The following is a 21,145-nucleotide window of genomic DNA, read 5'->3' as shown; positions in this document are numbered from 1 at the left end:
TATAAATACAATTATTCCGTGTCATCAGTGTGCCATAATCGACTCGGGCAACATCAATAAAAAAGGCAAAGCTTTCGAATAATCCAGTTGATCATACTCAATGCCCAATGCCCGAATGTTCTGGTAATAGGTGTTGTGATGTTCGTAGTAATATTGTTCACTCCGGATAAACCAGCTCTTTTCGCCCAATTTTTGTGCCAAGAACCACTTTTCTATCAGGCGGGCTGTACGACCGTTGCCATCATTCCACGGGTGGATTTTCACAAATACCAGATGTAGCATGGCGGCAAAGTAAAACACCTCGGCAATACTCATCTCCTGATTCAGCAACACCTCCAGATCGTGATAGAATTTCTGCATCTCACTTTCCACTTCAAACGGTGATGCAGCCACATATTCAATCTTTCCATCAGGCGTGATCACATACATGTTTTGTGTACGGAATTTCCCGTGTTGATGCTTCGATAGGATATGTTTACTTAGTAACTTGTGTACCTCTGCTATATTTTCCCGGCTTAGCTCGTGAGTTTTGGCAAAGGTGTAGGCATTGTAGAGGTCGTCAATCTTTTTGGTGTAATCGGGCAGAAACGCCACCCCAAACCGTTTGTGTTTGACATAAGAGTCCAGCTCAATATCTTCCCCCTCTATTTTGCTGGAATAGACGGATGCGACCGAAGTATAGAAGCTGAAGGCATCGGTAGATATTTCGGCATCTTCCAATTGGTCAAATCGTTCCTGTAAATCGGGATTGATTTGGGAGAGGTATTTGGGAAAAAGGGTAGTGGGGATGATTTGGAGATATAAAGTCATAGCTTAATTATTTACTTATCCTCAAATAATTCCATGTTTTGATTGAAATGCAAATATAGACAAACCAAAAAGACAGGGTGTTATATTGAGGTGCTTTTATGGAAAGATTTATTTGCACACAGATGCCACGGATGCTTCTCAGCTCGGATTTGTAAGGATAAGAAAAAGAAATCAGAGGTCATCCGTCAAAATCCGTGTTATCCGAGTGCCATAAACAGCGAAATTCCACCCATTTCATGCGTTTGCCCATAAAAACCGTGCGATGTTTAACCCTTTTACTGCGATCACGTACGGAAAGAGTACGATGTTTTTACACTTGATGTATGATTACTCAAACTCCTTGTTATCCCAATAAAAAAGGTGTAAAGTCGTGACGTAATTTATGGATTGGTATGCTTAGATGAGTTCCTCACGATAAATACCAACTTCCTGCCAAATTGCATAAATACCCAGATTTAACCCACATTTGCCCCACATAATATCCAGATATCCCCCACATCCTATAAGATATGTATTATATCTGGAAATAGTGTAAATTACATATCTGGTTATTCTGGATATTTATGTATTTATCTATGACCTGACCAATTAGGGAGAGTATTACTATTGTCCCGATCATAATCGAAGAAATATGATTTAAATTGACATTTTGTCAAAATATAAAAGCTCAAAAACAGTCCATTTTAGACGTTTGATCCTCTAGGGACACTCTAGAGATCCTCTAGGGATGCTCCAGAGACACACTAGTAACCAGGGTCTGTGGTAAACAATGGACAGAAACTATTATTTTGATATAAAACTACGGTTATTCCAACTAGTATGATAAAATCGTAATCTGGGATTCAATAAACATATTGAAGTGCCATCCATGTAGAATAAAAAAATCATTGCCTTTCCGCTTTGCTGCATCCAGACAATGATTTGTAAATTAACGATTTTCGTATTGCTCAGGAGAGCAGACTTTTTTATAATATTCTGATTTGTTCATCCATAAATTCCACTACCCCTGTCTCTAGGTTATAGAATGCACCAACGAGTCCTATCTCTCCGGCTTCAATCATCTCTTTGAGTACGGGGCTTTTAGCCATAATCTCTCTCATACTTTGCAATACATTTTGGTGTGAGACAGCGTCCACGAAAGTATTATCAGTCATTTGTGTATCGGGATAATGTAATTTCACCTTATCAATTGAGGACTGGAATTTATCCAATAACTGGGTAAGATGGCCCACCTTTGTACCCGAGCAGGCCCCGTAGGTAGCACCGCATTTGCTGTGTCCCAATACCAGGATCAGTTTGCTGCCCGTGATCTTGCAGGCATACTCCAGGCTACCAAGAATATCGTCATTAACAATGTTTCCGGCTATGCGAACGCTGAAAACATCGCCCAATCCCTGGTCGAAGATATGCTCAACCGTAGTGCGGCTATCCATACATCCAAGTATGATGGCAAAAGGAAACTGCCCGTCCTTGTAACTGTTGACTTGTTTCAGCAAGTCATGGTTGGCATTCAGGTTATTGATAAACCGTTGATTTCCATCCTTCAGGAATTGAAGCGCTTTGGCAGGCGTCATGGTAGCCTGTGTCTCGGCGGTATGATACTTCATGGGTTATGAGTTGTTTCAGAATAAATGATTCCCCGTATGATGGGGTTAGTTGTTTTTTATAATCAGGATAGAACTCTTATCCGACAGACCTTCGAATCGGTTTTCCATTACCTGTTTCCAGCTTTCAAAACTGATGATCATCAGGCACTGGCGCGGCAACAGGTTGTTCTCAAACGAATGGTTGCTGAACAGGGTGATGCGTTCCGGTGCCGTTTGTTTCATCTTATTCAACCGGCCATTATGTTCTTTGCTCTTTTGCATATACTGATTCAGGTCGATCAATGCAATAGTGGCATTGCTGTGTTGAAGCAGACGCTCGGCATAATCGAGCAGGAAGCTGTCGCTCTCGGTGATAAACGGAATGAGTACATGCTCAAGGTGTTCGAACTTGTTATTGAGAAATACACCCACCGGCACATCGCACCCTTTCATAATGCGGATGGTGCGGTCACCCAGTCCGGCAGTGTCATATAGCTTGTCGCGTCCGGTGATTTTACCATAGAGACGGTCAGGCATGATAAACGACGAGGTGAATCCAAGCACTTTCCCAAGCAGCGTTCCTTCGTAAATGGAAGGCCCAACGCCGATTAATAACAGGTCGAAGTCGTTTTGGTTCGCCGTATGGCTGATTTCCCGTTCAATATCCCCTGCGGCTTTAAACATGGTGGTGACAGGTAGGTCGAGCAGTTTGGCCTCGTGTTTAATCTGGCGGAAACTCTCCTTTTCAAACTCGTCGATGTTATGCGGGTTGAGGTCGTTACTTGGAGAAAGGTGCAATACGGTGATGTCCGACTGGTCAATCTCCTTACCGGTAAATCCCTGAGCCAGACGGATAAGCGGCTTTCCACTGTGTGGATTTCCTACAGCAAGCAATACTTTGTAATGCTCTTTCTGTCGGATATTTCGGGTTTGAGGTTTTTTCTTTTTCTCCGGGAAAATAAGGCCGATCAGGCTGAGTGCCGGACCCGTCATAAAGGTAGTAGTCAATGCCATCAGGATCATCATGGCAAATATTGTCGGACCCAGTACACCGAGGTCGTAACCGATATTGAGCACGACAAGCTCCATCAGTCCGCGGGTATTCATCAGGGCGCCGATGGTAAGGCTCTCGCGCCAGGTCTGTCCGACAAACTTTGCCGACAGTGCACTTCCCACAAACTTACCAACTACCGCTACCAGAATGATAAAACCGGTAACTTTCCAGAGATAAGGTTCGTTTAGGAGACCGATTTCAGTACGCAAACCGGTGAATACGAAGAATAGCGGTAACAAGAGCAGTAACGATATATCTTCCACCTTTTCCACAAAAATATTACGGAAAGAGATATTCGTAGGCATGATTACCCCGGCCACGAAAGCGCCGAAGAGGGCGTGGATACCAATGGTTTCGGTCGTATATGCCGAGATAAAGAGCATGATAAAGAAGATGCCCACTACCGGTTTGCTCAGGTATTCCTTATTGGTGTATTGCTCACCGAGGCGTTTGTAGAAAGGTCGTACAATCAGAAACATCACCAATACATAACCGACCGCCATAGCGATCGTGTAAAGCGCACTCAGCATACTGCCTGCTTTGACAACGGCAATCACAGCCGCCAGCAAACACCAGGCCGTGATATCATCGGCTGCGGCGCAGGTGATGACCATCGCACCGATTTTGGTTTTGGAAAGGCCGCGCTCCTGTACGATGCGGGCCAAAACCGGAAATGCCGTGATACTCATCGCAATTCCCAAAAAGAGGGCGAAGGAGAGGAATGAGGCATGCTCCGGAGCAAAATCCTTATAGATGTAGTAGGCCAGCCCCATACCGAGTGCAAATGGCAACACGATACTGGCGTGGCTGATGATAATCGCATTCTGGGCTTTATTCTTAAGTACCTTCAGGTCAAGCTCCATGCCCACGATAAACATGAAGAGCACCAATCCGATCTGACTCAGAAACTGAAGGTTTCCCAATGATGCCGCAGGGAAAATAAATTTGGATAATTCGGGAAAATGGTGGCCAAAAAATGAAGGCCCCAGGAATATACCGGCCAGAATCTCACCGATAACGGTCGGTTGGCCAATTTTCTGACAGATAAAAGCAAAGAAGCGGGCTACCACGATAATCACCACAATCTGAAGTAGTAGTATGGATAACGGGTGGGTGAGATTTTCAGTCAGCGTCTGCACCGCCATATCCCAGTGTGAAAGCATGGAGGAGGGCAGGGTATGAATAGGTCTGCCGGTTTCCAGTATTTTGCCGCTTGTCACTACATAATAAATCATCAACGAAAATCCCACGATAGTCGTGATGTAATAGAGAAGGTTTTTGTGTTGACGCATAGGCTTCTTTTTTTATTGGTTATATATATAAATATGGGGGTAAGTTGTTAGCTTACTCCCATTTTTGCGAAAATAGTAAGATTATTGCGGCTTTACAACCTTCTACCCCGGAAACAGCGCTATTTGTCTATTAAAAAGCCAATTCGCTTCGAATTCCTACATTTTTGTGCGGTTGAATATCACAATGTTACATAAACGTTTTAGAATCTTCCTGGGGTCAAATAGTAATTGTTATTGGGTCTCAGTTGATTACGTTTCTGGCACGATTGTTGCCGTTATTTAGGCAAATGAATAACGTATGCGAATTCCCTTTACAATAAATTCTTCCCTCGAAATCAGTAAGGATGGTGTCTGCTTTCTGAACCCCAAACGGGTGGAGCTGCTTAAAAGAGTTGCAACGACCGGCTCGATGCTTGCAGCTTCCAAAGAGATGGGAATGTCATACCAGCAGGCCTGGAACTTCATACAGCAAATGAATCTGTTGTCGCCTGTACCGTTGGTCATTCGCAAACGCGGTGGAACGAACGGGGGAGGAGCGGAGTTAACTAAATTCGGAATAGATATTATTTTCCGTTTTGACCGGTTGGTCGCTCAACATTCTGAGCAGACCCGAAAATTGGGAGAAGAACTGCTGCTGTGCATCTTCTGATTTTTCGTTTGCCTTGCGTTATCTTTTTTCCTTATAACGAATGGATTGGCACGCTGATGACACAGGTTGATTTCAAGAACGTAATACGTAAAACTTAAAACCCAAAGTTGTTTCTCCGGAGGAAATGATTTTCAGATAGATTCTTGAACTAAAAACAATTACGATTATGAACACAAGATTTTCCACAATAGGTACTATCCTGATTTTATTCTGTATGGTGAGCGGGACCATATTTGCTCAGGCTGTAAAAATCGGAGGCGAAATCCGTACCCGGACTGAAATGCGGGACGGATTTAAGTCTCCGGTAGTTGATTCAACGGATGCAGCATTGGTAACAAATTTGCGTACCCGGTTGAATTTGGCCTATACCTCCAATGTATTTAAAGCGAAGATAACCTTGCAGGATACCCGTACTTACGGACAAACGGCGCCGGGAACACAGGTTGCAACAACCACTACCACCACGACGTCAACCACAACTGCTGCGACGACTACCACCTCCGGTACTACCTACAAAAGCACTTCTACTTCCACAAGTACCTCGGCAACCAATGCGACCGGCATTTATGAGGCGTGGGGTGAATATTTGTTTGCACCGGGTATCTCCCTGGCAATGGGACGTCAGGCACTGGAGTATGACGATAAGCGGATATTTTCGGCCAGTAACTGGAGCAATACCGGTAATGCACATGACGTGTTGTTGATGAAATATACCACGACAAACTTCATTGCCCATCTTGGGAGTGCCTGGAACAACGGTAGTGATGTTCAGATAGAAACGGCTTATAAGACGACTTATAAAACAATGAATTACCTGTGGATGACCCGCAGCATAGGTAGCCTTGGCGCTTCAGCGCTTTGGGTAAATGAAGGTTTCCAAAGCATGACAAAAGCAAGCGCATTGCGATACCTGGCTTTCAGGAATACATTGGGAGGAAACCTTTGGTTTAATAATCCTGATTTTCCTGTAAATAGTTACCTGACCGGATACTACCAATATGGATACGATAATTCAACCTCATATAAGAAACTGGAAGGGTTCCTTCTTGCCGGAAAATTACAGGGGAAAATCAACAAAATGATTGCGTTGAATGTCGGGGAAGACTATTATTCCGGTTCAAGTGCAGCAACAGCATCGAACCGCAGCTATACTTTTAATAAATTGTATGGAACGAATCACTCCTTCAATGGCTCAATGGAATACTGGACAACACCGCCTGCTCAGGGGCTTTCGGACCTCTATTTCGGGATCGAGACCAAACCGTTGGAGAAATTAAAAGCTGATCTCACTTTCCACAAATTTGATTTGGCGAAACGTCCGTCTGCCGGTAATAAGGATTTAGGCTCTGAGCTTGACCTGACGGTTAATTATGATGTGTCTCCTGAGTTTTCTGTTCAGGGCGGTTACAGCACTTATTTCCTGACTGATGCGGTGAAAATAGCAAAAAAAATAACAACCAAAGTCGATACTCCTACCTGGGCTTACGTGATGCTGACATTTAAACCTGCATTTCTTAACGTGAAATAATGATCATCTAAATAAATACTGACTTATGAAACGAATCACATTATTACTTATAGCGGCATTAGCCATCCAACTAAGTGCTACTGCACAAAAAGTCCGTATTGCTGCGGCAGCTGATTTACGCTATGCGATGGACAAAGTTGTAGAACTTTACAAGCAAAAGAAGCCTGGTGCGGATATTCAAGTCACTTACGGTTCGTCGGGAAATGCATTTCAACAAATCTCAAATGGGGCGGAATACGAACTCTATTTTTCGGCAGATATCAGTTATCCGAAAAGACTAAAAGAATTAGGGTTTACAATTTCTAAACCGAAACTTTATGCAATCGGATACCTAACCCTTTGGAGTAACACCATTGACCTGAAAGCAGGTATGAATGCCGTGTTAGATTCTAAAGTTTCAAAAATCGCCATTGCTAATCCGGAGCATGCTCCGTATGGTAAACGTGCCGAAGAGTGTCTGAAGTATTATAAACTATATGATAAGATAAAAGAGAAGCTTATTTTGGGTGATAATATTTCACAAACGGCACAATACGTTACATCCGGTAATGCAGAAATCGGATTTATAGCCCTGTCACTTACATGTGCGCCGGCCATGAAAGGTAAAGGCAAATATCTTCTTATTGACAGTAAATCTCATTCTCCATTGAAGCAAGCTTTTGTAATGCTGAAACCAGCCAAAAATAATAAGTTAGCGTATGATTTTGCGAAATTTGTATCAATGCCTGATGCCCGTAATATATTTAAGAACTTTGGTTTTAGATTGCCAAGCGAAAAAGAATCAATTGTAGAATAATAAAGTAAAAGGATGACACAGATACTGCGGAGCACGGATTTTTATGGATTTTCTTTCTTATCTGTGTCCATCAGTTCAAATCTGTGTCATCTGTGTGCCAATCTTTTATTCTCAACAAAACAAGAAACATGATGTCTCCCGAATTTATCGAAACCCTGCTACTGACCGGTAAACTGGCCGGTGCTACGACACTGATATTATTTATCATCGGCATGCCGGTTGCATACTGGCTATCATTCAATCGCTTTCCGTTAAAGTCGGTGGTTGAGGCCTTGATCTGTATGCCGATGGTATTGCCCCCCACGGTGATGGGGTATTATCTGTTGGTAGCATTCAGCCCGCAACATGGTTTCGGCGGATTTCTGGAGAATCATTTCGATTTCAGGTTAGCCTTTACCTTCCAGGGAGTATTGGTGGCGAGTGTACTGTTTGGCTTGCCTTTTATGATTCAACCGCTGCAAAACGGATTGATGGCATTACCGGATAGCCTGCGTGAAGCCTCCTATACATTGGGAAAATCAAAAGTTACCACCTTCTTCCGGGTATTATTGCCCAATATCAAACCTTCTATTGTGACCGCAGTGGCCATGACCTTTGCCCACTGCATCGGAGAGTTCGGTATTGTGTTGATGGTCGGAGGCAATATGCCGGGAGAAACCCGGGTTGCCTCTATTGCTATTTATGACGAGGTGCAGGCGCTCAATTATGAAGTGGCGAATCAGTATGCATTCATCCTCTTTATTCTGTCGTTTGTATTGCTTACTATTATATATAGTGTGAATAAGAGGTTTCGATAACCTTCTTTCGGGAAAGGGTAAATTGTAAATGACTAAATTGTAAATGTAAATGATATACATAGATGTAGAACGCAAGATGCACACTTCCGAAGGCCCGCGAAAGCTGGAGGTTTGCTTAGAGATACCGACCAACGAACTGGTTTGTCTGTTCGGACGTTCCGGTTCGGGAAAAACAACGTTGCTCAGGATGGTGGCCGGATTGTTTCAGCCCGATAAGGGAATCATACGGATAGGTGAAACTACCGTATTTAATTCCTACAAAAAGGTAAATCTGGCGCCACAGAAACGTAATGTCGGTTTTATGTTTCAGGATTACGCCCTGTTTCCGAATATGACGGTAGAGGGAAATATCCATTTTGCCCTCGATAAAAAAGACTATAGCATGGCGGATGCCCTGATGGAAGCCTTTGATCTGGACAATCTACGTCGGCAAAAGCCCGGGAAACTCTCCGGGGGACAAAAACAGCGGGTAGCTTTGGCCCGTGCACTGGTTCGCCAGCCTGAGGTGTTGCTGCTTGATGAGCCTTTGTCGGCTTTAGACTATGAAATGCGACTCGCCCTACAGGATGAAATTGCCAAAGCCCATCATTTGATACAGGCAACCACGCTGATGGTAAGCCACGATAAAGATGAAATCCGTAGATTGGCAACCGGAATTATTAAAATTGACAATGTGAAAATAGAATCGGTTATTACTCCTACAAAATGGTAGAAAAAGCTTCTTTAATGTTACATTGTGATTGGTTTATTATTTGTTGGGCTGTCAATATGATTTTCTTGGTTTTTTTTTTATCTCTGACTCTCAGTTACTTAGGAAAAACTTTCGATAAAAAATGAAGCGCGTGTCCGGTTTGGCACGCGCTTTGTCTTTTCATAAGTGAAATCAATTCTTTACACAAGGTAGAAAACTAAATTTTTAAGGTTATGAGAAAGATTGCAATTTATGGAAAAGGTGGTATTGGTAAAAGTACAACTACTCAAAACACTGTAGCCGGTTTGGCTGAAATGGGAAAAAAAGTAATGGTTGTGGGTTGTGACCCTAAGGCTGACTCTACTCGTCTGCTTCTTCACGGTCTTGCTCAGAAAACCGTACTGGATACTCTTCGCGATGAAGGTGAAGATGTAGAATTGGATGATGTAATGAAAGAAGGATTCAAAAACACAAGCTGTGTGGAATCAGGTGGTCCTGAACCGGGTGTAGGTTGCGCTGGTCGTGGTATCATCACTTCAATCAACTTGCTTGAGCAGTTGGGCGCTTACGATGATGACAAAAAACTGGATTATGTATTCTATGATGTATTGGGTGACGTTGTATGTGGTGGTTTCGCAATGCCGATCCGCGACGGTAAAGCTCAGGAAGTTTACATCGTATGTTCAGGTGAGATGATGGCAATGTATGCTGCAAACAACATCTGTAAATCAATCGCTAAATTCGGCAAAGTAGGTGATGTTCGTCTGGGTGGTTTGATTTGTAACTCCCGTAAAGTGGACAACGAAGCTAACATGATTATAGAGTTCGCTAAAAGACTGGGTACTCAAATGATTCACTTCGTTCCTCGTGACAACATGGTTCAGCACGCTGAAATCAACCGTCAGACTGTAATTGACTACGCTCCTGAACACGCACAAGCTGACGAATATCGTGCTTTGGCAACTAAAATTAATTCAAACACCATGCACGTAATTCCTAACCCGCTTTCAATCCAGGAACTGGAAGACCTGTTGATCGGCTTCGGAATTATGAACTAATTATATTCATCATGTCAATCGCCCGGGGCTAGCCGATGGCCCCGTCCTGATTGGCTGATCATCCTCACAAGAATAATCAATCGTCTTACTGAAGCTTTTTACTGCTGTGTTATAGGATTCATCACGGCCTGGAATTGTATTGAGTTTCGGGATAAAATAAAAGACCGGTTAATGGGGACCCAATCTATTACTAATTAAAAGAAAAGGAGACAATTACATGTATTTATTAAGAGCTATCGTTCGTCCGGAGAAGTCACCAGCAGTAATGAAAGCATTGTTTAATGCAGGCTTTCCGGCAGTAACAAAATTATCAGTTTTCGGTCGTGGTAAACAGCGTGGTTTGAAAGTAGGAGATGTTACTTACGATGAACTTCCTAAAGAGATGCTGATGATCGTAATCAAAGAAAGCGACAAGGATTTTGTGGTAGAGACCATCTTAGGGGCTGCCCGTTCCGGTGATAAAGGACAATTCGGAGACGGTAAGATCTTCGTTACTCCGGTAGAGGAATCTTACACTATCTCAAGTGGTAAAAGAGATTAATTAATCCGAAGCAAAGAGGATGCGGACCGGCAGCATCCAGGCTATCCGCTCACTCTTAGCTTTACAAACTCAATTAGATTATGAAATTAATTCTTGCTATCATACGAATTGCCAAAATGACTGAAACCAAACAATTGCTATCTGATGCGGGACTTCCTTCATTTACAGCAATGTCGGTATTAGGTCGTGGAAAAGGCCACGGTGACCTTGAAAAAGTTATCGAAGCAACTGACCCTGAATATCGTGAACTGATCCAAACCGCTCCCCGTCTCAAATCAAAAAGAATGATCACTCTGGTGGTTACTGATGAGAAAAAAGACCTTGCGGTAGAAACATTGATGAAAGCCAACAATTCCGGTAAAAGCGGTGACGGAAAAATCTTTGTTATCGATACTGCTGATTCAATTCGTGTGCGTACCGCTGAAACGGGAGACATCACACTCGACTAATCATTATTTCAAGTCATCGGTTGAAGGTTACTTTTAAATGTATCCCGCTTCTTTCAGCTAAACCAAAAAGAAATCAGGCCAAAAGCGCATCAACCGAACCATTCATTTTAACATAGGAGACTTTGTTGTGGAAAAAGAAATTAAAGATAAAGGTTTCAATGTCGAAGAACTGAAAACCTTCAAAGAAAAGGTATTGAGCAAATACCCTAAAAAAGTCGCTCGGAAGCGGGATAAAGCTATCTTAGTAAATGACCCTGATACTATTCCCGAAATTCAGGCAAACGTTCGTACAGTTCCGGGTTCTATCACTCAGCGCGGATGTACATACGCAGGATGTAAAGGGGTGGTACTTGGACCGACCCGCGACATCATCAACATTACTCACGGTCCTATCGGTTGCGGTTTCTACTCGTGGTTGACCCGTCGTAACCAGACTAAGCCAATGACCGAGCAAGAGGAAAACTTCATCACTTACTGTTTCTCAACCGATATGCAGGATTCTAACATCGTTTTCGGTGGTGAAGAAAAACTCAAACAGGCGATCCGTGAAGCTTACGAACTGTTCCATCCGAAAGCAATCGCAATCTTCTCTACCTGTCCGGTTGGTTTGATCGGTGACGACGTTCACCGTGTCGCCCGCCACATGAAAGAAGAGATCGGTGAGGACAAAATCAACATCTTCGGATTCTCTTGCGAAGGTTACCGTGGAGTATCACAGTCAGCCGGTCACCACATTGCCAACAACGGTTTGTTCAAAAACCTGATCGGTCGTGATGACGAAGTAAGAGGAAGCCTCAAATATCGCGTTAACCTTTTGGGTGAATATAACATCGGTGGTGACGCATTCGAATTGGAAAGAGTATTCGAAAAATGTGGAATCAACCTGATTTCTACATTCTCTGGTAACTCTACCATTCAGTCATTCGAAAATGCACACACTGCTGACCTGAACATGGTAATGTGCCACCGTTCGATCAACTATGTGGCTGAGATGATGGAAACTGCTTTCGGTATTCCATGGATTAAAGTTCAGCCAATCGGTGCCGGTTCTACTGCAAAAATGCTTCGCAAAATTGCTGAGTACTTCGGTGACCAGGAGCTGAAAGACAAAGTGGAAGAGGTAATCGCAGACGAAATGGTAGAAGTGGAAGCAGCCCGTCTTAAAGCTTTGGCTAAAACCAAAGGCAAAACAGCGATGCTCTTCGTGGGTGGATCACGCGCTCACCACTACCAGGATCTGTTCGAAGAGCTGGGTATGACTACGCTTTCAGCAGGTTACGAGTTCGGACACCGTGACGACTACGAAGGCCGCCGAGTCATCCCGACTATCAAAATCGACGCAGACAGCCGTAACATCGAAGAGATTACAGTTGATAAAGATCCAACTCGCTACAACCCTCGCAAAACTGAAGAGGAATTGGCAGCACTCGATGCAAACGGAATGGACTTCACCGAATACGAAGGTATGATGAAGCAAATGCAGAAAGGTACCCTGGTAATCGACGACCTCAGCCACTACGAGATGGAAAAACTGATCGAGCTCTACAAACCCGATGTGTTCTGCGCCGGTATCAAAGAAAAATACTGCGTACAAAAAATGGGTGTGCCTTTGAAACAGCTTCACAGCTACGATTACGGCGGTCCTTACGCCGGATTCAAAGGGGCTATCAACTTCTACACCGATATCGAAATGATCGCTTGTACCACCATCTGGAAAGAGGTGAAAGCACCTTGGGAAAGCGAAGCAATTGTAGAAGCAGAATATATGTATAACTAACCAGTGATACATTTTACCTGAAGCTTTTTTTCTGACATAGATTCTCTTTCTGCCTCTCCCTCTCCCTGAAGGAGGGGGACGAGCGGAGGAGAACAGAGAATTACACAGGAATGTAAAACGCAAAACTTCAAAATCATGTTACTACGACATACGACCGCAAAAGAAATAGACAGACAAGCGTTGACCATCAACCCGGCTAAGACTTGTCAACCAGTAGGCGCCATGTATGCAGCGCTCGGTATTCACGGATGTTTGCCTCACAGCCACGGTTCTCAGGGATGTTGTTCTTACCACAGAAGTGCTTTGACCCGTCACTTCAAAGAACCGGTGGTTGCTTCTACTTCTTCATTCTCTGAAGGCTCATCTGTATTCGGTGGTTTATCCAACCTTGTTTCAGCAATCGAAACCATCTTCAGCGTTTACGATCCTGAAGTGGTAGCTGTTCACACGACCTGTCTTTCCGAAACTATCGGTGATGACATGACTCAGATCATCGCTAAAGCTTATGAAGACGGTAAAGTGCCTGATGGTAAGAAAGTAATCTACTGTAACACCCCAAGTTACGTGGGAACACACGTTACCGGTTACTCTAACCAGGTTGCAGCTTTCGTAAAACACCTGGCTGTAGCTACTCCCAAAAAGAGAAACGTGATAAACCTCGTGGCAGGATGGATGGAGCCAGCTGATATGAAAGAGATCAAACGTCTCGCTTCAGTAATGGAAACCCGTACATTGATGTTCCCTGATATGACCGGCGTACTGGATGCTCCGATGACCGGAACCTACGAAATGTATCCGAAAGGTGGCATTACTTTGGCAGACATGGCTACTACAGGTGACAGCAAGTTCTCTATCGGTTTGGGTAAATACACTACCGAAGATGCTTGTGTCAAAATGGAGAACAAATGTAAAGTTCCTTTCGAAGTATTGGATATCCCAATCGGTTTGAAAGCAACTGACCGTTTCATCACCTCTTTGAGCCGTCATGCCAATGTGCCTGTACCTGATGCAATCACCGAAGAACGTGGTAAACTGATCGACCTTATCGCTGACAACTCAAAATACTTCTATGGCAAACGTGTGGCTTTGTGGGGTGACCCTGACACATTGGTTCCATTGACAGAGTTCCTGGTATCGTTGGATATGAAACCTGTTTACATCGTAACCGGTACTCCGGGTAAATACTTCGATGAGCAAATGGCGGAAATCCTGAAAGATATTCCGGAAGCTAAATTCAAAAGCGGTGAGCGTGCCGATATGTTCCAAATGCACCAGTGGATCAAACAGGAAGGTGTTGATCTCCTGATTGGTAACACTTATGGAAAATACATCGCACGTGATGAAAACGTTCCTTTCGTTCGCTTAGGATTCCCTGTTACTGACCGCCCGGGATTCAACTTCTTCCCATTCACCGGTTACACAGGAGCAGCTAATCTGGCGATCAAAATCCTGGAAGCATTCCTGGATCACAAAGACCGTACTTGTCCGGAAGAAAAATTCGAATTGGTACTCTAAGCCCCACCCTAACCCTCCCCGATAGGGAGGGGATATGTAAGGCTGAATATTATTACTACAAACTATAAATGCTCCATCTCTCCCCCTAGGGGGGAGCCGGAGGGGGCTTATCTTTTCATTATGGGCGACTTTTTAAAAGATAGAGGAAAGCAAATCGTTACCAAGGGTAAAGATTCGCACGAACTGGTGGGGGGAAAACCCAGTTTGGCAGGCTCTGTCTCACAAAGAGCTTGTGTCTTCTGTGGTTCACGGGTAGTACTTTACCCGATAGCAGACGCCCTTCACTTAGTTCATGGTCCTATTGGTTGTGCATCGTACACCTGGGACATTCGGGGAGCAATGTCATCTGGCCCCGAGCTTCACAGAAGCAGTTTTTCGACAGACTTGCGCGAGAAACACGTTATTTTCGGAGGAGAAACTCAACTTTACAATGCTCTAAACGAGCTCATTGACAAACATTCACCTAAAGCCGCTTTTGTATATTCAACCTGTATTGTAGGCGTTATCGGAGACGACGTACAGTCGGTATGCAAAAGGGTGCAAAAGGAAAAAGGAATTCCCGTCATCCCTGTGCAGTCCGAAGGATTCCAGGGCTCTAAAAAAGACGGATACAAGATTGCCTGTGACGCCATGAATACTCTGGTAGGCACGGCAGACGATAAGGAGATCTCTCCTTACAGTATCAACATCCTCGGCGATTTTAACCTGGCAGGCGAACTCTGGATGCTCAAAGAGTATTACGAAAAAATGGGAATCCAGATTGTTGCTTCCATTACCGGAGACGGACGTGTCAATGACATCCGCAACGCCCACAGGGCGGCACTCAATGTGGTGCAATGCTCCGGCTCGATGATGCACCTGGCTAAATCAATGAAAGCCGAGCACGATATTCCCTTCATGAAGGTATCCTATTTCGGTATAGAAGATATGTCCGATGCCTTATATGAAGTGGCACGCTACTTTAAAAGCGATGAGATGATGGAAAAGGCGCAGGAGTTGGTGAAAGATGAATTGTCGAAATTATTGCCCGCACTCCAGCCTTACCGTCAGGCCCTCGAAGGCCGCAAAGCCGCCATCTATGTGGGCGGGGCATTCAAAGCCATTTCCTTAGTAAAAGCTCTTCGACTTATTGGAATGAAAACGGTGATTGCCGGTACACAGACCGGAAATACCGAAGATTATAAACTGCTCCAGGCGATTTGCGACGATGGTTGTATTCTGGTGGACGACTCCAACCCGGTTGAACTTTCAGAGTTTGTCAAACTTACCGGCGCCGACCTCTTCATCGGAGGTGTAAAAGAGCGACCGATTGCCTACAAACTGGGGATTGGATTTTGCGACCACAATCACGAGCGCAAATTGGCACTGGCAGGTTATGAAGGAATGCTCAACTTCGCCAAAGAGGTCTATGAAACAGTGACCAGCCCCGTCTGGCAGTTTGTCAAGAGGGGATAAATCAAGAGTGGAATCCTGTAACGTCTCTTTTGACCTTTGAGGAATATGAGAAATGTGTTAAGGAGCATAAGATTGGCCTTAAGGAATAGATAAATGGCCTTAAGGAACGCAAGAAGTATGTTAAGGAACACATGAATGCCCTTAAGGAGTACATGAAATATGTTAAGGAACACAAGAACGGCCTTAAGGAGCAAACAAATGGCCTTAAGGAATACATAAACGTCCTTAAGGAACCCAAAATGATAGGTAAGGAAGGGGAATTCCTTTTATCAAAATAAAAAATGAACTCCACTAAGCTGCTTTCTCCCCATCAGGGAGGGCAGGGGAGGGGTCTGTCAAAAAAAGAACTCATGGAAAAGATTAAAAAAGACATGCCAACGGGCGACTCCTTTGCCTCTTCGTGCAATGCTTGCAAGCAATGCACACCGCTGGGAGCCTGTATTGCCTTCAAGGGGATCGAAGGTGTACTGCCCATGCTGCACGGGTCACAGGGATGTGCCACTTACATCCGCCGTTACCTGATCAGCCATTACCGCGAGCCGGTGGATATTGCCTCTTCCAACTTTAGTGAAGAGACAACCATTTTCGGAGGAAATAGAAATTTCAACACCGGAATCGACAACATCATCAGCCAATACCAACCCAAGGTGGTAGCCATCGCAAGTACCTGCCTGAGTGAAACGATTGGCGAAGATGTCCCTAAACTGATAAACGAATATAAAGCGATCAACGCGGATAAACCGGAAGTCCCGGAAATGATATTCGCCTCTACTCCGAGTTACAACGGAACCCACGCCGAAGGATTCTTCAATGCCATACTGGCAGCGGTCAAAACACTGGCCGAAAGCGGTGAAAAAACAGGGAGTCACATCAATCTGATTAGCAGCCTGGTTTCACCCGAAGATATCCGCCACCTCAAAGAGATATTGGAGGATTTCGGCCTGGAGGCAATGCTCTTCCCGGACTATTCCGACACTCTCGATAATACTTCCTGGGACTCCTACACCCGGATCCCCGACGGAGGTACACCCATTTCACAACTCAAGGCCAGCGGTTCGGCCAGAGCAACAGTAGAACTGGGTTTTATTAAAAATTCAGGAGGAATGAATGGCAAAATCAAGGACAACTACCTTGTACAATCAGCCGGACAATTCCTGAAAGATAAATTCGATGTCCCTTGTTTCGAAACCGGACTTCCGGTAGGAATTAATGAGACCGACAAGTTCCTTGAAATCATGTCATCACTCTCCGGTAATCCGGTTCCTGAGAAGTACAAACGCCAGCGCGGTCGTTTGGTGGACCTCTACATTGACGGTCACAAATACCTGTCAGGAAAAAAAACCGTCATATTTGGCGAAGAGGACATGGTAGTAGCTTTAGCGGCCTTTGCATCCGAAATCGGAATCAAACCTGTCCTTTGTGCAACCGGTGGTGAAAGCGGTAAACTCCGCGAAACCCTCACAAAGTTGCTTGGCCCAATGTATGATGAAGAAACCATCATCGGCCAGGGAATGAGCTTCGACCGCATGGACGAAGTGATGCAGCAAATCAAGCCCGACCTGATGATCGGAAACAGCAAGGGATACTACATCGCCCGTAAAATGGACATCCCGATTGTCCGTTGTGGATTCCCGATCCATGATCGCATCGGTGCACAACATTTCCGGATGCTCGGATACGAGGGTGCGACCACCTTCTTCTCGCAAATCGTAAACACGTTGCTGGAAGACAAACAAAGAAAATCGCCGGTAGGCTACAAGTATATGTAAGACCTGATTCATGTTCAGGCAAATCAAAGATTCAATAGGTAATTAGGTATTAATCGTTATTGGCGACTGACTCTTCTACCGGAGGTTTTACAAGGAGCTATTAACAAAACGTGAAAGGGTAAAAAAATGAAAGATTTATCATTACATCCATGCTTTAACGAAGGAGCCAAACATACTCAGGCTCGCGTTCACCTGCCGGTAGCTCCGAAGTGCAACATACAGTGCAACTATTGCAACCGTCTCTACGATTGCTGCAACGAAAGCCGTCCGGGCGTAACCAGTTCAGTACTTTCTCCTGCGCAAGCGGCGTTATACACAAACGCCCTGATGGAGAAACTTCCCAACCTGAGCGTAATCGGTATTGCCGGTCCCGGTGATCCATTCGCCAATCCGGACGAAACTCTCGGTACCATCGAGTTGATTGAAAAAGAGCATCCTGAAATGATCTATTGCCTGTCATCCAACGGGCTGGACCTTGCTCCACACATCGACCGCATCGCTGAACTCAATGTTTCTCACGTTACAATTACAATAAACTCGCTCAATGTAGAGACCCTGGCTCAGATTTACTCTTGGGTACGCTATAACAAGAAGGTATATCGTGGACTGGAAGGAGCCAAACTTCTTTTGGAAAAACAACTTTATTGTGTAGAGAAACTCAAGGAGAAGGGTATGATGGTCAAGATTAATACCGTGATCATCCCCGGCGTAAACGACCAGGACATCGAAGAGTTGGCAAAGAAAATGGCGGAGATGGGAGCCGACACAATGAATTGCATCCCGATGTATCCGACAGCCAATACGGCTTTCGAGGAACTGGAAGAGCCATCCAAAGAGATGATGAAGGAGATCAAGGCGAAAATTTCGAAATACATCAAACCGATGGGACACTGTGCCCGCTGCCGTGCCGATGCTGCCGGATTGCTGGGCAAAGACCTTACCGAAGCGATGGATATGATTAAGCAATTTTCCGCCCTGGTGGTTAACCAAAACGAAGAGCGCAAAAATGTAGCGGTAGCGACTCACGAAGGCCTGTTGGTAAACCTGCACCTGGGAGAAGCGAAACATCTCCACATCTTCGAGCAAACCAAAAACGGCTATAAGTTCATCGAAAAACGGGCAACTCCTCCGCAAGGTAGCGGCGATGAACGTTGGACAAAGATTGCGAATGACGTTCTCTACGATTGCCAGGCCGTATTGGTTGCCGGAGTCGGTGAAAGACCCTCTACCATTCTCCAGAATAACGGTGTACGTGTAATACAAATGAGCGGATTGATTGATTCAGGACTTGACGCTGTATATCTCAACAAACCGTTGAAGACTCTTTGTAAATCTGACTTTGCCAAGTGTGGTGAATCTTGTCGCGGCAACAGCATGGGTTGCGGATGATTTTGAATTCACTATCACTATATATATTGGCGCTCGCAGTAGCGCCACACTCCGAGTTCTTTTTTCAGATGATCAGCCTTCCTCCTTTTCCCCGGGGAGGAAGGTACTGATTACTATTTAAAAATCAGTAAAGACGCACGGTCGTGTGTCTCTTCAATATAAAAATAAAAGATTATGCAAAAGCCCGATTACATGATTATGGTTTGCAACTCTTACAGGGTTGCCGGAGATGCTCAGGGATTCTGTAACAAACAGGGAGCAACTTCATTTGTACAAATGATTAGCGAAGGATGCGGCGATCGCGGCATCGATGCTTTGGTAACCACTACCGCCTGTCTGAGCGTATGCAGCCAGGGTCCGATCGTAGTGATCCAGCCTAACAACTACTGGTATGGCGGAGTTACCGAAGACAGATTGGAGGAAATTCTCGATGCTTTGGAAAATGACGAAGCTGTTGAGGAATACCTTATTGCTAAATAATATCGCATAAAAATTGCCCGGTTTCAATTCCCGGGTAATTCAAAATACGTGGTTTGATTCTGTGACAGGTTAGGCATCCCCGGACGGAAGTTTTTGGGAGATTTTCGGAAAGGATTAGAGTTGTAAAAAAGTTTGAGAGAGGATTGTCATTAGTCATTTGTTATATTCTGATCTTTCGTCAAACGGGATGCCTTAATCTGTTTTCTTAGATTCCAGACAATAAGATAGAAGACGTAAGAACTAAGATGTTAGACCTAAAAGTCTGATGTCTTTGATCTTTTGTCTAAATGCTATTTCCTTTCATCTCTAAACAACAACGACTATGACACATTCAACAACAATAACACCGCCCCGCATCATCGACTCTACCCTTCGTGAGGGAGAACAAGCTCCGGGAGTCGTATTTACGCATAATGAAAAAATTCACCTGGCCCGTCTGCTCGATACTCTTGGCGTGGATGAAATCGAAGCCGGAATACCGGCCATGGGTGAAGAAGAAATTGAAACCATCCGTGCCATTGTAGGATTGAATCTCAATTGCCGTATCTCCGTATGGAGTCGTGCTCTTCGTCAGGACATTGATGCTTGTGCCCGCACCGGAGCGCAAGGCATTCATATCGCATTTCCCCTTTCCGATATTCAACTGAAAACCATCAATAAAGATTGGGGCTGGGTCAAAGAAGAATTGCCCGCCCTGATCGCTTATGCCCGTCAATCCTTCGAATTTGTAAGTGTAGGAGCTCAGGATGCCAGTCGGGCTGACCGTAGCCGGGTGATGGAATACTTTAAACTTGCTGCATCTGAAGGCGTTTGTCGTGTTCGAATTGCTGATACGGTCGGGGTTTTTACTCCGCTTTCCACGATGGAACTGATACGTCAGATTAAAGACGAAATTCCCGGTTTGGCGATTGATTTTCACGGTCATAATGATTTGGGAATGGCTACTGCTAATGCGGTTTCCGCCTGGCAAGCCGGAGCCGAAAATCTGAGTGTAACAGTGAACGGCCTCGGAGAGCGAGCAGGGAATTCCGCTTTGGAAGAGGTTGTCATGACTCTGGTGACTGCTTTCAAATGCCATAAATATTCCACGCCTGTCATTAGCGAATTGTGCGAATATGTGGCCAAAATATCAAACCGACCCATTTCTGAAGGTAAAGCCATCACCGGCAAGCGGGTCTTTAGCCACGAATCGGGCGTACATACCCGCAGCACACTGGAAGACCCGACCGCATTTCAGGCTTTTGACGGAAAAATGGTGGGAAGAGAAACTTCTTTTAATATTTTTGGCAAGCATTCCGGTAAAGCTGCCGTGATTCACTTTTTTGCTGAAAGGGATATTTGTCTGAGCGCTTTGGAAATCGCCCTGATTATGAATCGGATTCACGAGACTGCCCGTCAGCAAAAACGAGAAATTTATCCTTTTGAATTAGAATCGTTCTACACTGAATTGTAAGCTAAAATCGTGTTTTAGCGTTGCTTTTATCACTATTTACCATGCTAAAAGAGATA

18 protein-coding genes are annotated in these 21,145 nt (G+C 44.6%); 15 read left to right on the top strand and 3 right to left on the bottom strand.

All coding sequences use genetic code 11. The features are described from left to right. Window positions 1–24: 24 nt before the first annotated feature. The 3 genes from MLE17_RS06395 to MLE17_RS06385 form a co-directional block, all read right to left on the bottom strand. On the bottom strand, window positions 25–810 hold the full coding sequence (locus MLE17_RS06395; protein WP_243347926.1) for a Fic family protein: 786 nt from the start codon (window positions 808–810) through the stop codon (window positions 25–27). Between the two features lie 965 nt (window positions 811–1,775). After that, window positions 1,776–2,417 carry a carbonic anhydrase family protein gene (locus MLE17_RS06390; RefSeq protein WP_243347925.1) on the bottom strand — a complete coding sequence of 214 codons (642 nt, stop codon included), beginning with the start codon at window positions 2,415–2,417 and terminating at the stop codon, window positions 1,776–1,778. 45 nt (window positions 2,418–2,462) lie between these two features. Beyond that, window positions 2,463–4,742 carry a cation:proton antiporter gene (locus MLE17_RS06385; RefSeq protein ID WP_243347924.1) on the bottom strand — a complete coding sequence of 760 codons (2,280 nt, stop codon included), beginning with the start codon at window positions 4,740–4,742 and terminating at the stop codon, window positions 2,463–2,465. 298 nt (window positions 4,743–5,040) lie between these two features. On the opposite strand from MLE17_RS06385, the gene MLE17_RS06380 reads away from it, so the two are divergent. The 15 genes from MLE17_RS06380 to MLE17_RS06310 all read left to right on the top strand — a co-directional run bounded on the left by MLE17_RS06380 (window position 5,041) and on the right by MLE17_RS06310 (window position 21,089). Then, window positions 5,041–5,391: a winged helix-turn-helix domain-containing protein gene (locus tag MLE17_RS06380; RefSeq protein WP_243347923.1), complete on the top strand. Its 351-nt coding sequence runs from the start codon at window positions 5,041–5,043 to the stop codon at window positions 5,389–5,391. A 166-nt stretch (window positions 5,392–5,557) separates the two neighbouring features. Further along, on the top strand, window positions 5,558–6,919 hold the full coding sequence (locus tag MLE17_RS06375) for an alginate export family protein (protein ID WP_243347922.1): 1,362 nt from the start codon (window positions 5,558–5,560) through the stop codon (window positions 6,917–6,919). 25 nt (window positions 6,920–6,944) lie between these two features. After that, window positions 6,945–7,715, top strand: a complete 771-nt coding sequence (gene modA, locus MLE17_RS06370) for a molybdate ABC transporter substrate-binding protein (protein ID WP_243347921.1) — start codon at window positions 6,945–6,947, stop codon at window positions 7,713–7,715. Between the two features lie 128 nt (window positions 7,716–7,843). After that, window positions 7,844–8,512: a molybdate ABC transporter permease subunit gene (modB, locus tag MLE17_RS06365; RefSeq protein ID WP_243347920.1), complete on the top strand. Its 669-nt coding sequence runs from the start codon at window positions 7,844–7,846 to the stop codon at window positions 8,510–8,512. Window positions 8,513–8,561: 49 nt separating this feature from the next. After that, the gene (locus MLE17_RS06360) at window positions 8,562–9,224 is read left to right on the top strand and encodes an ATP-binding cassette domain-containing protein (RefSeq protein ID WP_243347919.1); all 663 of its coding nucleotides are present in this window, start codon (window positions 8,562–8,564) and stop codon (window positions 9,222–9,224) included. Between the two features lie 212 nt (window positions 9,225–9,436). Continuing rightward, complete coding sequence (gene nifH, locus MLE17_RS06355; RefSeq protein WP_243347918.1) at window positions 9,437–10,261, top strand: nitrogenase iron protein; 825 nt, start codon at window positions 9,437–9,439, stop codon at window positions 10,259–10,261. 217 nt (window positions 10,262–10,478) lie between these two features. Next, window positions 10,479–10,802: a P-II family nitrogen regulator gene (locus tag MLE17_RS06350; protein WP_243347917.1), complete on the top strand. Its 324-nt coding sequence runs from the start codon at window positions 10,479–10,481 to the stop codon at window positions 10,800–10,802. Window positions 10,803–10,882: 80 nt separating this feature from the next. Beyond that, complete coding sequence (locus MLE17_RS06345) at window positions 10,883–11,251, top strand: P-II family nitrogen regulator (protein ID WP_243347916.1); 369 nt, start codon at window positions 10,883–10,885, stop codon at window positions 11,249–11,251. 127 nt (window positions 11,252–11,378) lie between these two features. Then, a complete protein-coding gene (gene nifD, locus MLE17_RS06340) occupies window positions 11,379–13,028 on the top strand; it encodes a nitrogenase molybdenum-iron protein alpha chain (RefSeq protein ID WP_243347915.1) in 1,650 nt (549 codons plus the stop codon). A 135-nt stretch (window positions 13,029–13,163) separates the two neighbouring features. After that, window positions 13,164–14,543, top strand: coding sequence for a nitrogenase component 1 (locus MLE17_RS06335; protein WP_243347914.1), 1,380 nt, complete (start codon window positions 13,164–13,166; stop codon window positions 14,541–14,543). A gap of 120 nt (window positions 14,544–14,663) precedes the next feature. Then, window positions 14,664–15,998, top strand: a complete 1,335-nt coding sequence (gene nifE / locus MLE17_RS06330; RefSeq protein ID WP_243347913.1) for a nitrogenase iron-molybdenum cofactor biosynthesis protein NifE — start codon at window positions 14,664–14,666, stop codon at window positions 15,996–15,998. A gap of 350 nt (window positions 15,999–16,348) precedes the next feature. Continuing rightward, on the top strand, window positions 16,349–17,767 hold the full coding sequence (locus tag MLE17_RS06325) for a nitrogenase component 1 (RefSeq protein ID WP_243347912.1): 1,419 nt from the start codon (window positions 16,349–16,351) through the stop codon (window positions 17,765–17,767). A gap of 126 nt (window positions 17,768–17,893) precedes the next feature. Next, window positions 17,894–19,156 carry a radical SAM protein gene (locus tag MLE17_RS06320; RefSeq protein WP_243347911.1) on the top strand — a complete coding sequence of 421 codons (1,263 nt, stop codon included), beginning with the start codon at window positions 17,894–17,896 and terminating at the stop codon, window positions 19,154–19,156. A gap of 174 nt (window positions 19,157–19,330) precedes the next feature. Next, window positions 19,331–19,636: a (2Fe-2S) ferredoxin domain-containing protein gene (locus tag MLE17_RS06315; RefSeq protein WP_243347910.1), complete on the top strand. Its 306-nt coding sequence runs from the start codon at window positions 19,331–19,333 to the stop codon at window positions 19,634–19,636. A gap of 322 nt (window positions 19,637–19,958) precedes the next feature. Further along, window positions 19,959–21,089 (top strand): homocitrate synthase, encoded by a 1,131-nt coding sequence (locus MLE17_RS06310; protein ID WP_243347909.1) that lies wholly within the window; start codon window positions 19,959–19,961, stop codon window positions 21,087–21,089. The last annotated feature ends 56 nt before the right edge of the window (window positions 21,090–21,145 follow it).

The organism is Parabacteroides sp. FAFU027 (assembly GCF_022808675.1).
Classification (GTDB): Bacteria; Bacteroidota; Bacteroidia; order Bacteroidales; family UBA7332; genus CAXXIC01.
This window is presented reverse-complemented; position numbering and strand designations above follow the sequence as displayed.

What these genes read in the sequence shown, in the direction of transcription:
- MLE17_RS06350 (WP_243347917.1), top strand. Translation starts at nt 10,479, where the DNA reads ATGTATTTATTAAGAGCTATCGTTCGTCCGGAGAAGTCACCAGCAGTA.
- MLE17_RS06385 (WP_243347924.1), bottom strand. Translation starts at nt 4,742, where the DNA reads ATGCGTCAACACAAAAACCTTCTCTATTACATCACGACTATCGTGGGA.
- MLE17_RS06360 (WP_243347919.1), top strand. Translation starts at nt 8,562, where the DNA reads ATGATATACATAGATGTAGAACGCAAGATGCACACTTCCGAAGGCCCG.
- MLE17_RS06315 (WP_243347910.1), top strand. Translation starts at nt 19,331, where the DNA reads ATGCAAAAGCCCGATTACATGATTATGGTTTGCAACTCTTACAGGGTT.
- modB (WP_243347920.1), top strand. Translation starts at nt 7,844, where the DNA reads ATGATGTCTCCCGAATTTATCGAAACCCTGCTACTGACCGGTAAACTG.
- nifH (WP_243347918.1), top strand. Translation starts at nt 9,437, where the DNA reads ATGAGAAAGATTGCAATTTATGGAAAAGGTGGTATTGGTAAAAGTACA.
- MLE17_RS06375 (WP_243347922.1), top strand. Translation starts at nt 5,558, where the DNA reads ATGAACACAAGATTTTCCACAATAGGTACTATCCTGATTTTATTCTGT.
- MLE17_RS06395 (WP_243347926.1), bottom strand. Translation starts at nt 810, where the DNA reads ATGACTTTATATCTCCAAATCATCCCCACTACCCTTTTTCCCAAATAC.
- MLE17_RS06335 (WP_243347914.1), top strand. Translation starts at nt 13,164, where the DNA reads ATGTTACTACGACATACGACCGCAAAAGAAATAGACAGACAAGCGTTG.
- MLE17_RS06310 (WP_243347909.1), top strand. Translation starts at nt 19,959, where the DNA reads ATGACACATTCAACAACAATAACACCGCCCCGCATCATCGACTCTACC.
- modA (WP_243347921.1), top strand. Translation starts at nt 6,945, where the DNA reads ATGAAACGAATCACATTATTACTTATAGCGGCATTAGCCATCCAACTA.
- MLE17_RS06390 (WP_243347925.1), bottom strand. Translation starts at nt 2,417, where the DNA reads ATGAAGTATCATACCGCCGAGACACAGGCTACCATGACGCCTGCCAAA.
- MLE17_RS06345 (WP_243347916.1), top strand. Translation starts at nt 10,883, where the DNA reads ATGAAATTAATTCTTGCTATCATACGAATTGCCAAAATGACTGAAACC.
- MLE17_RS06380 (WP_243347923.1), top strand. Translation starts at nt 5,041, where the DNA reads ATGCGAATTCCCTTTACAATAAATTCTTCCCTCGAAATCAGTAAGGAT.
- MLE17_RS06320 (WP_243347911.1), top strand. Translation starts at nt 17,894, where the DNA reads ATGAAAGATTTATCATTACATCCATGCTTTAACGAAGGAGCCAAACAT.
- nifE (WP_243347913.1), top strand. Translation starts at nt 14,664, where the DNA reads ATGGGCGACTTTTTAAAAGATAGAGGAAAGCAAATCGTTACCAAGGGT.
- MLE17_RS06325 (WP_243347912.1), top strand. Translation starts at nt 16,349, where the DNA reads ATGGAAAAGATTAAAAAAGACATGCCAACGGGCGACTCCTTTGCCTCT.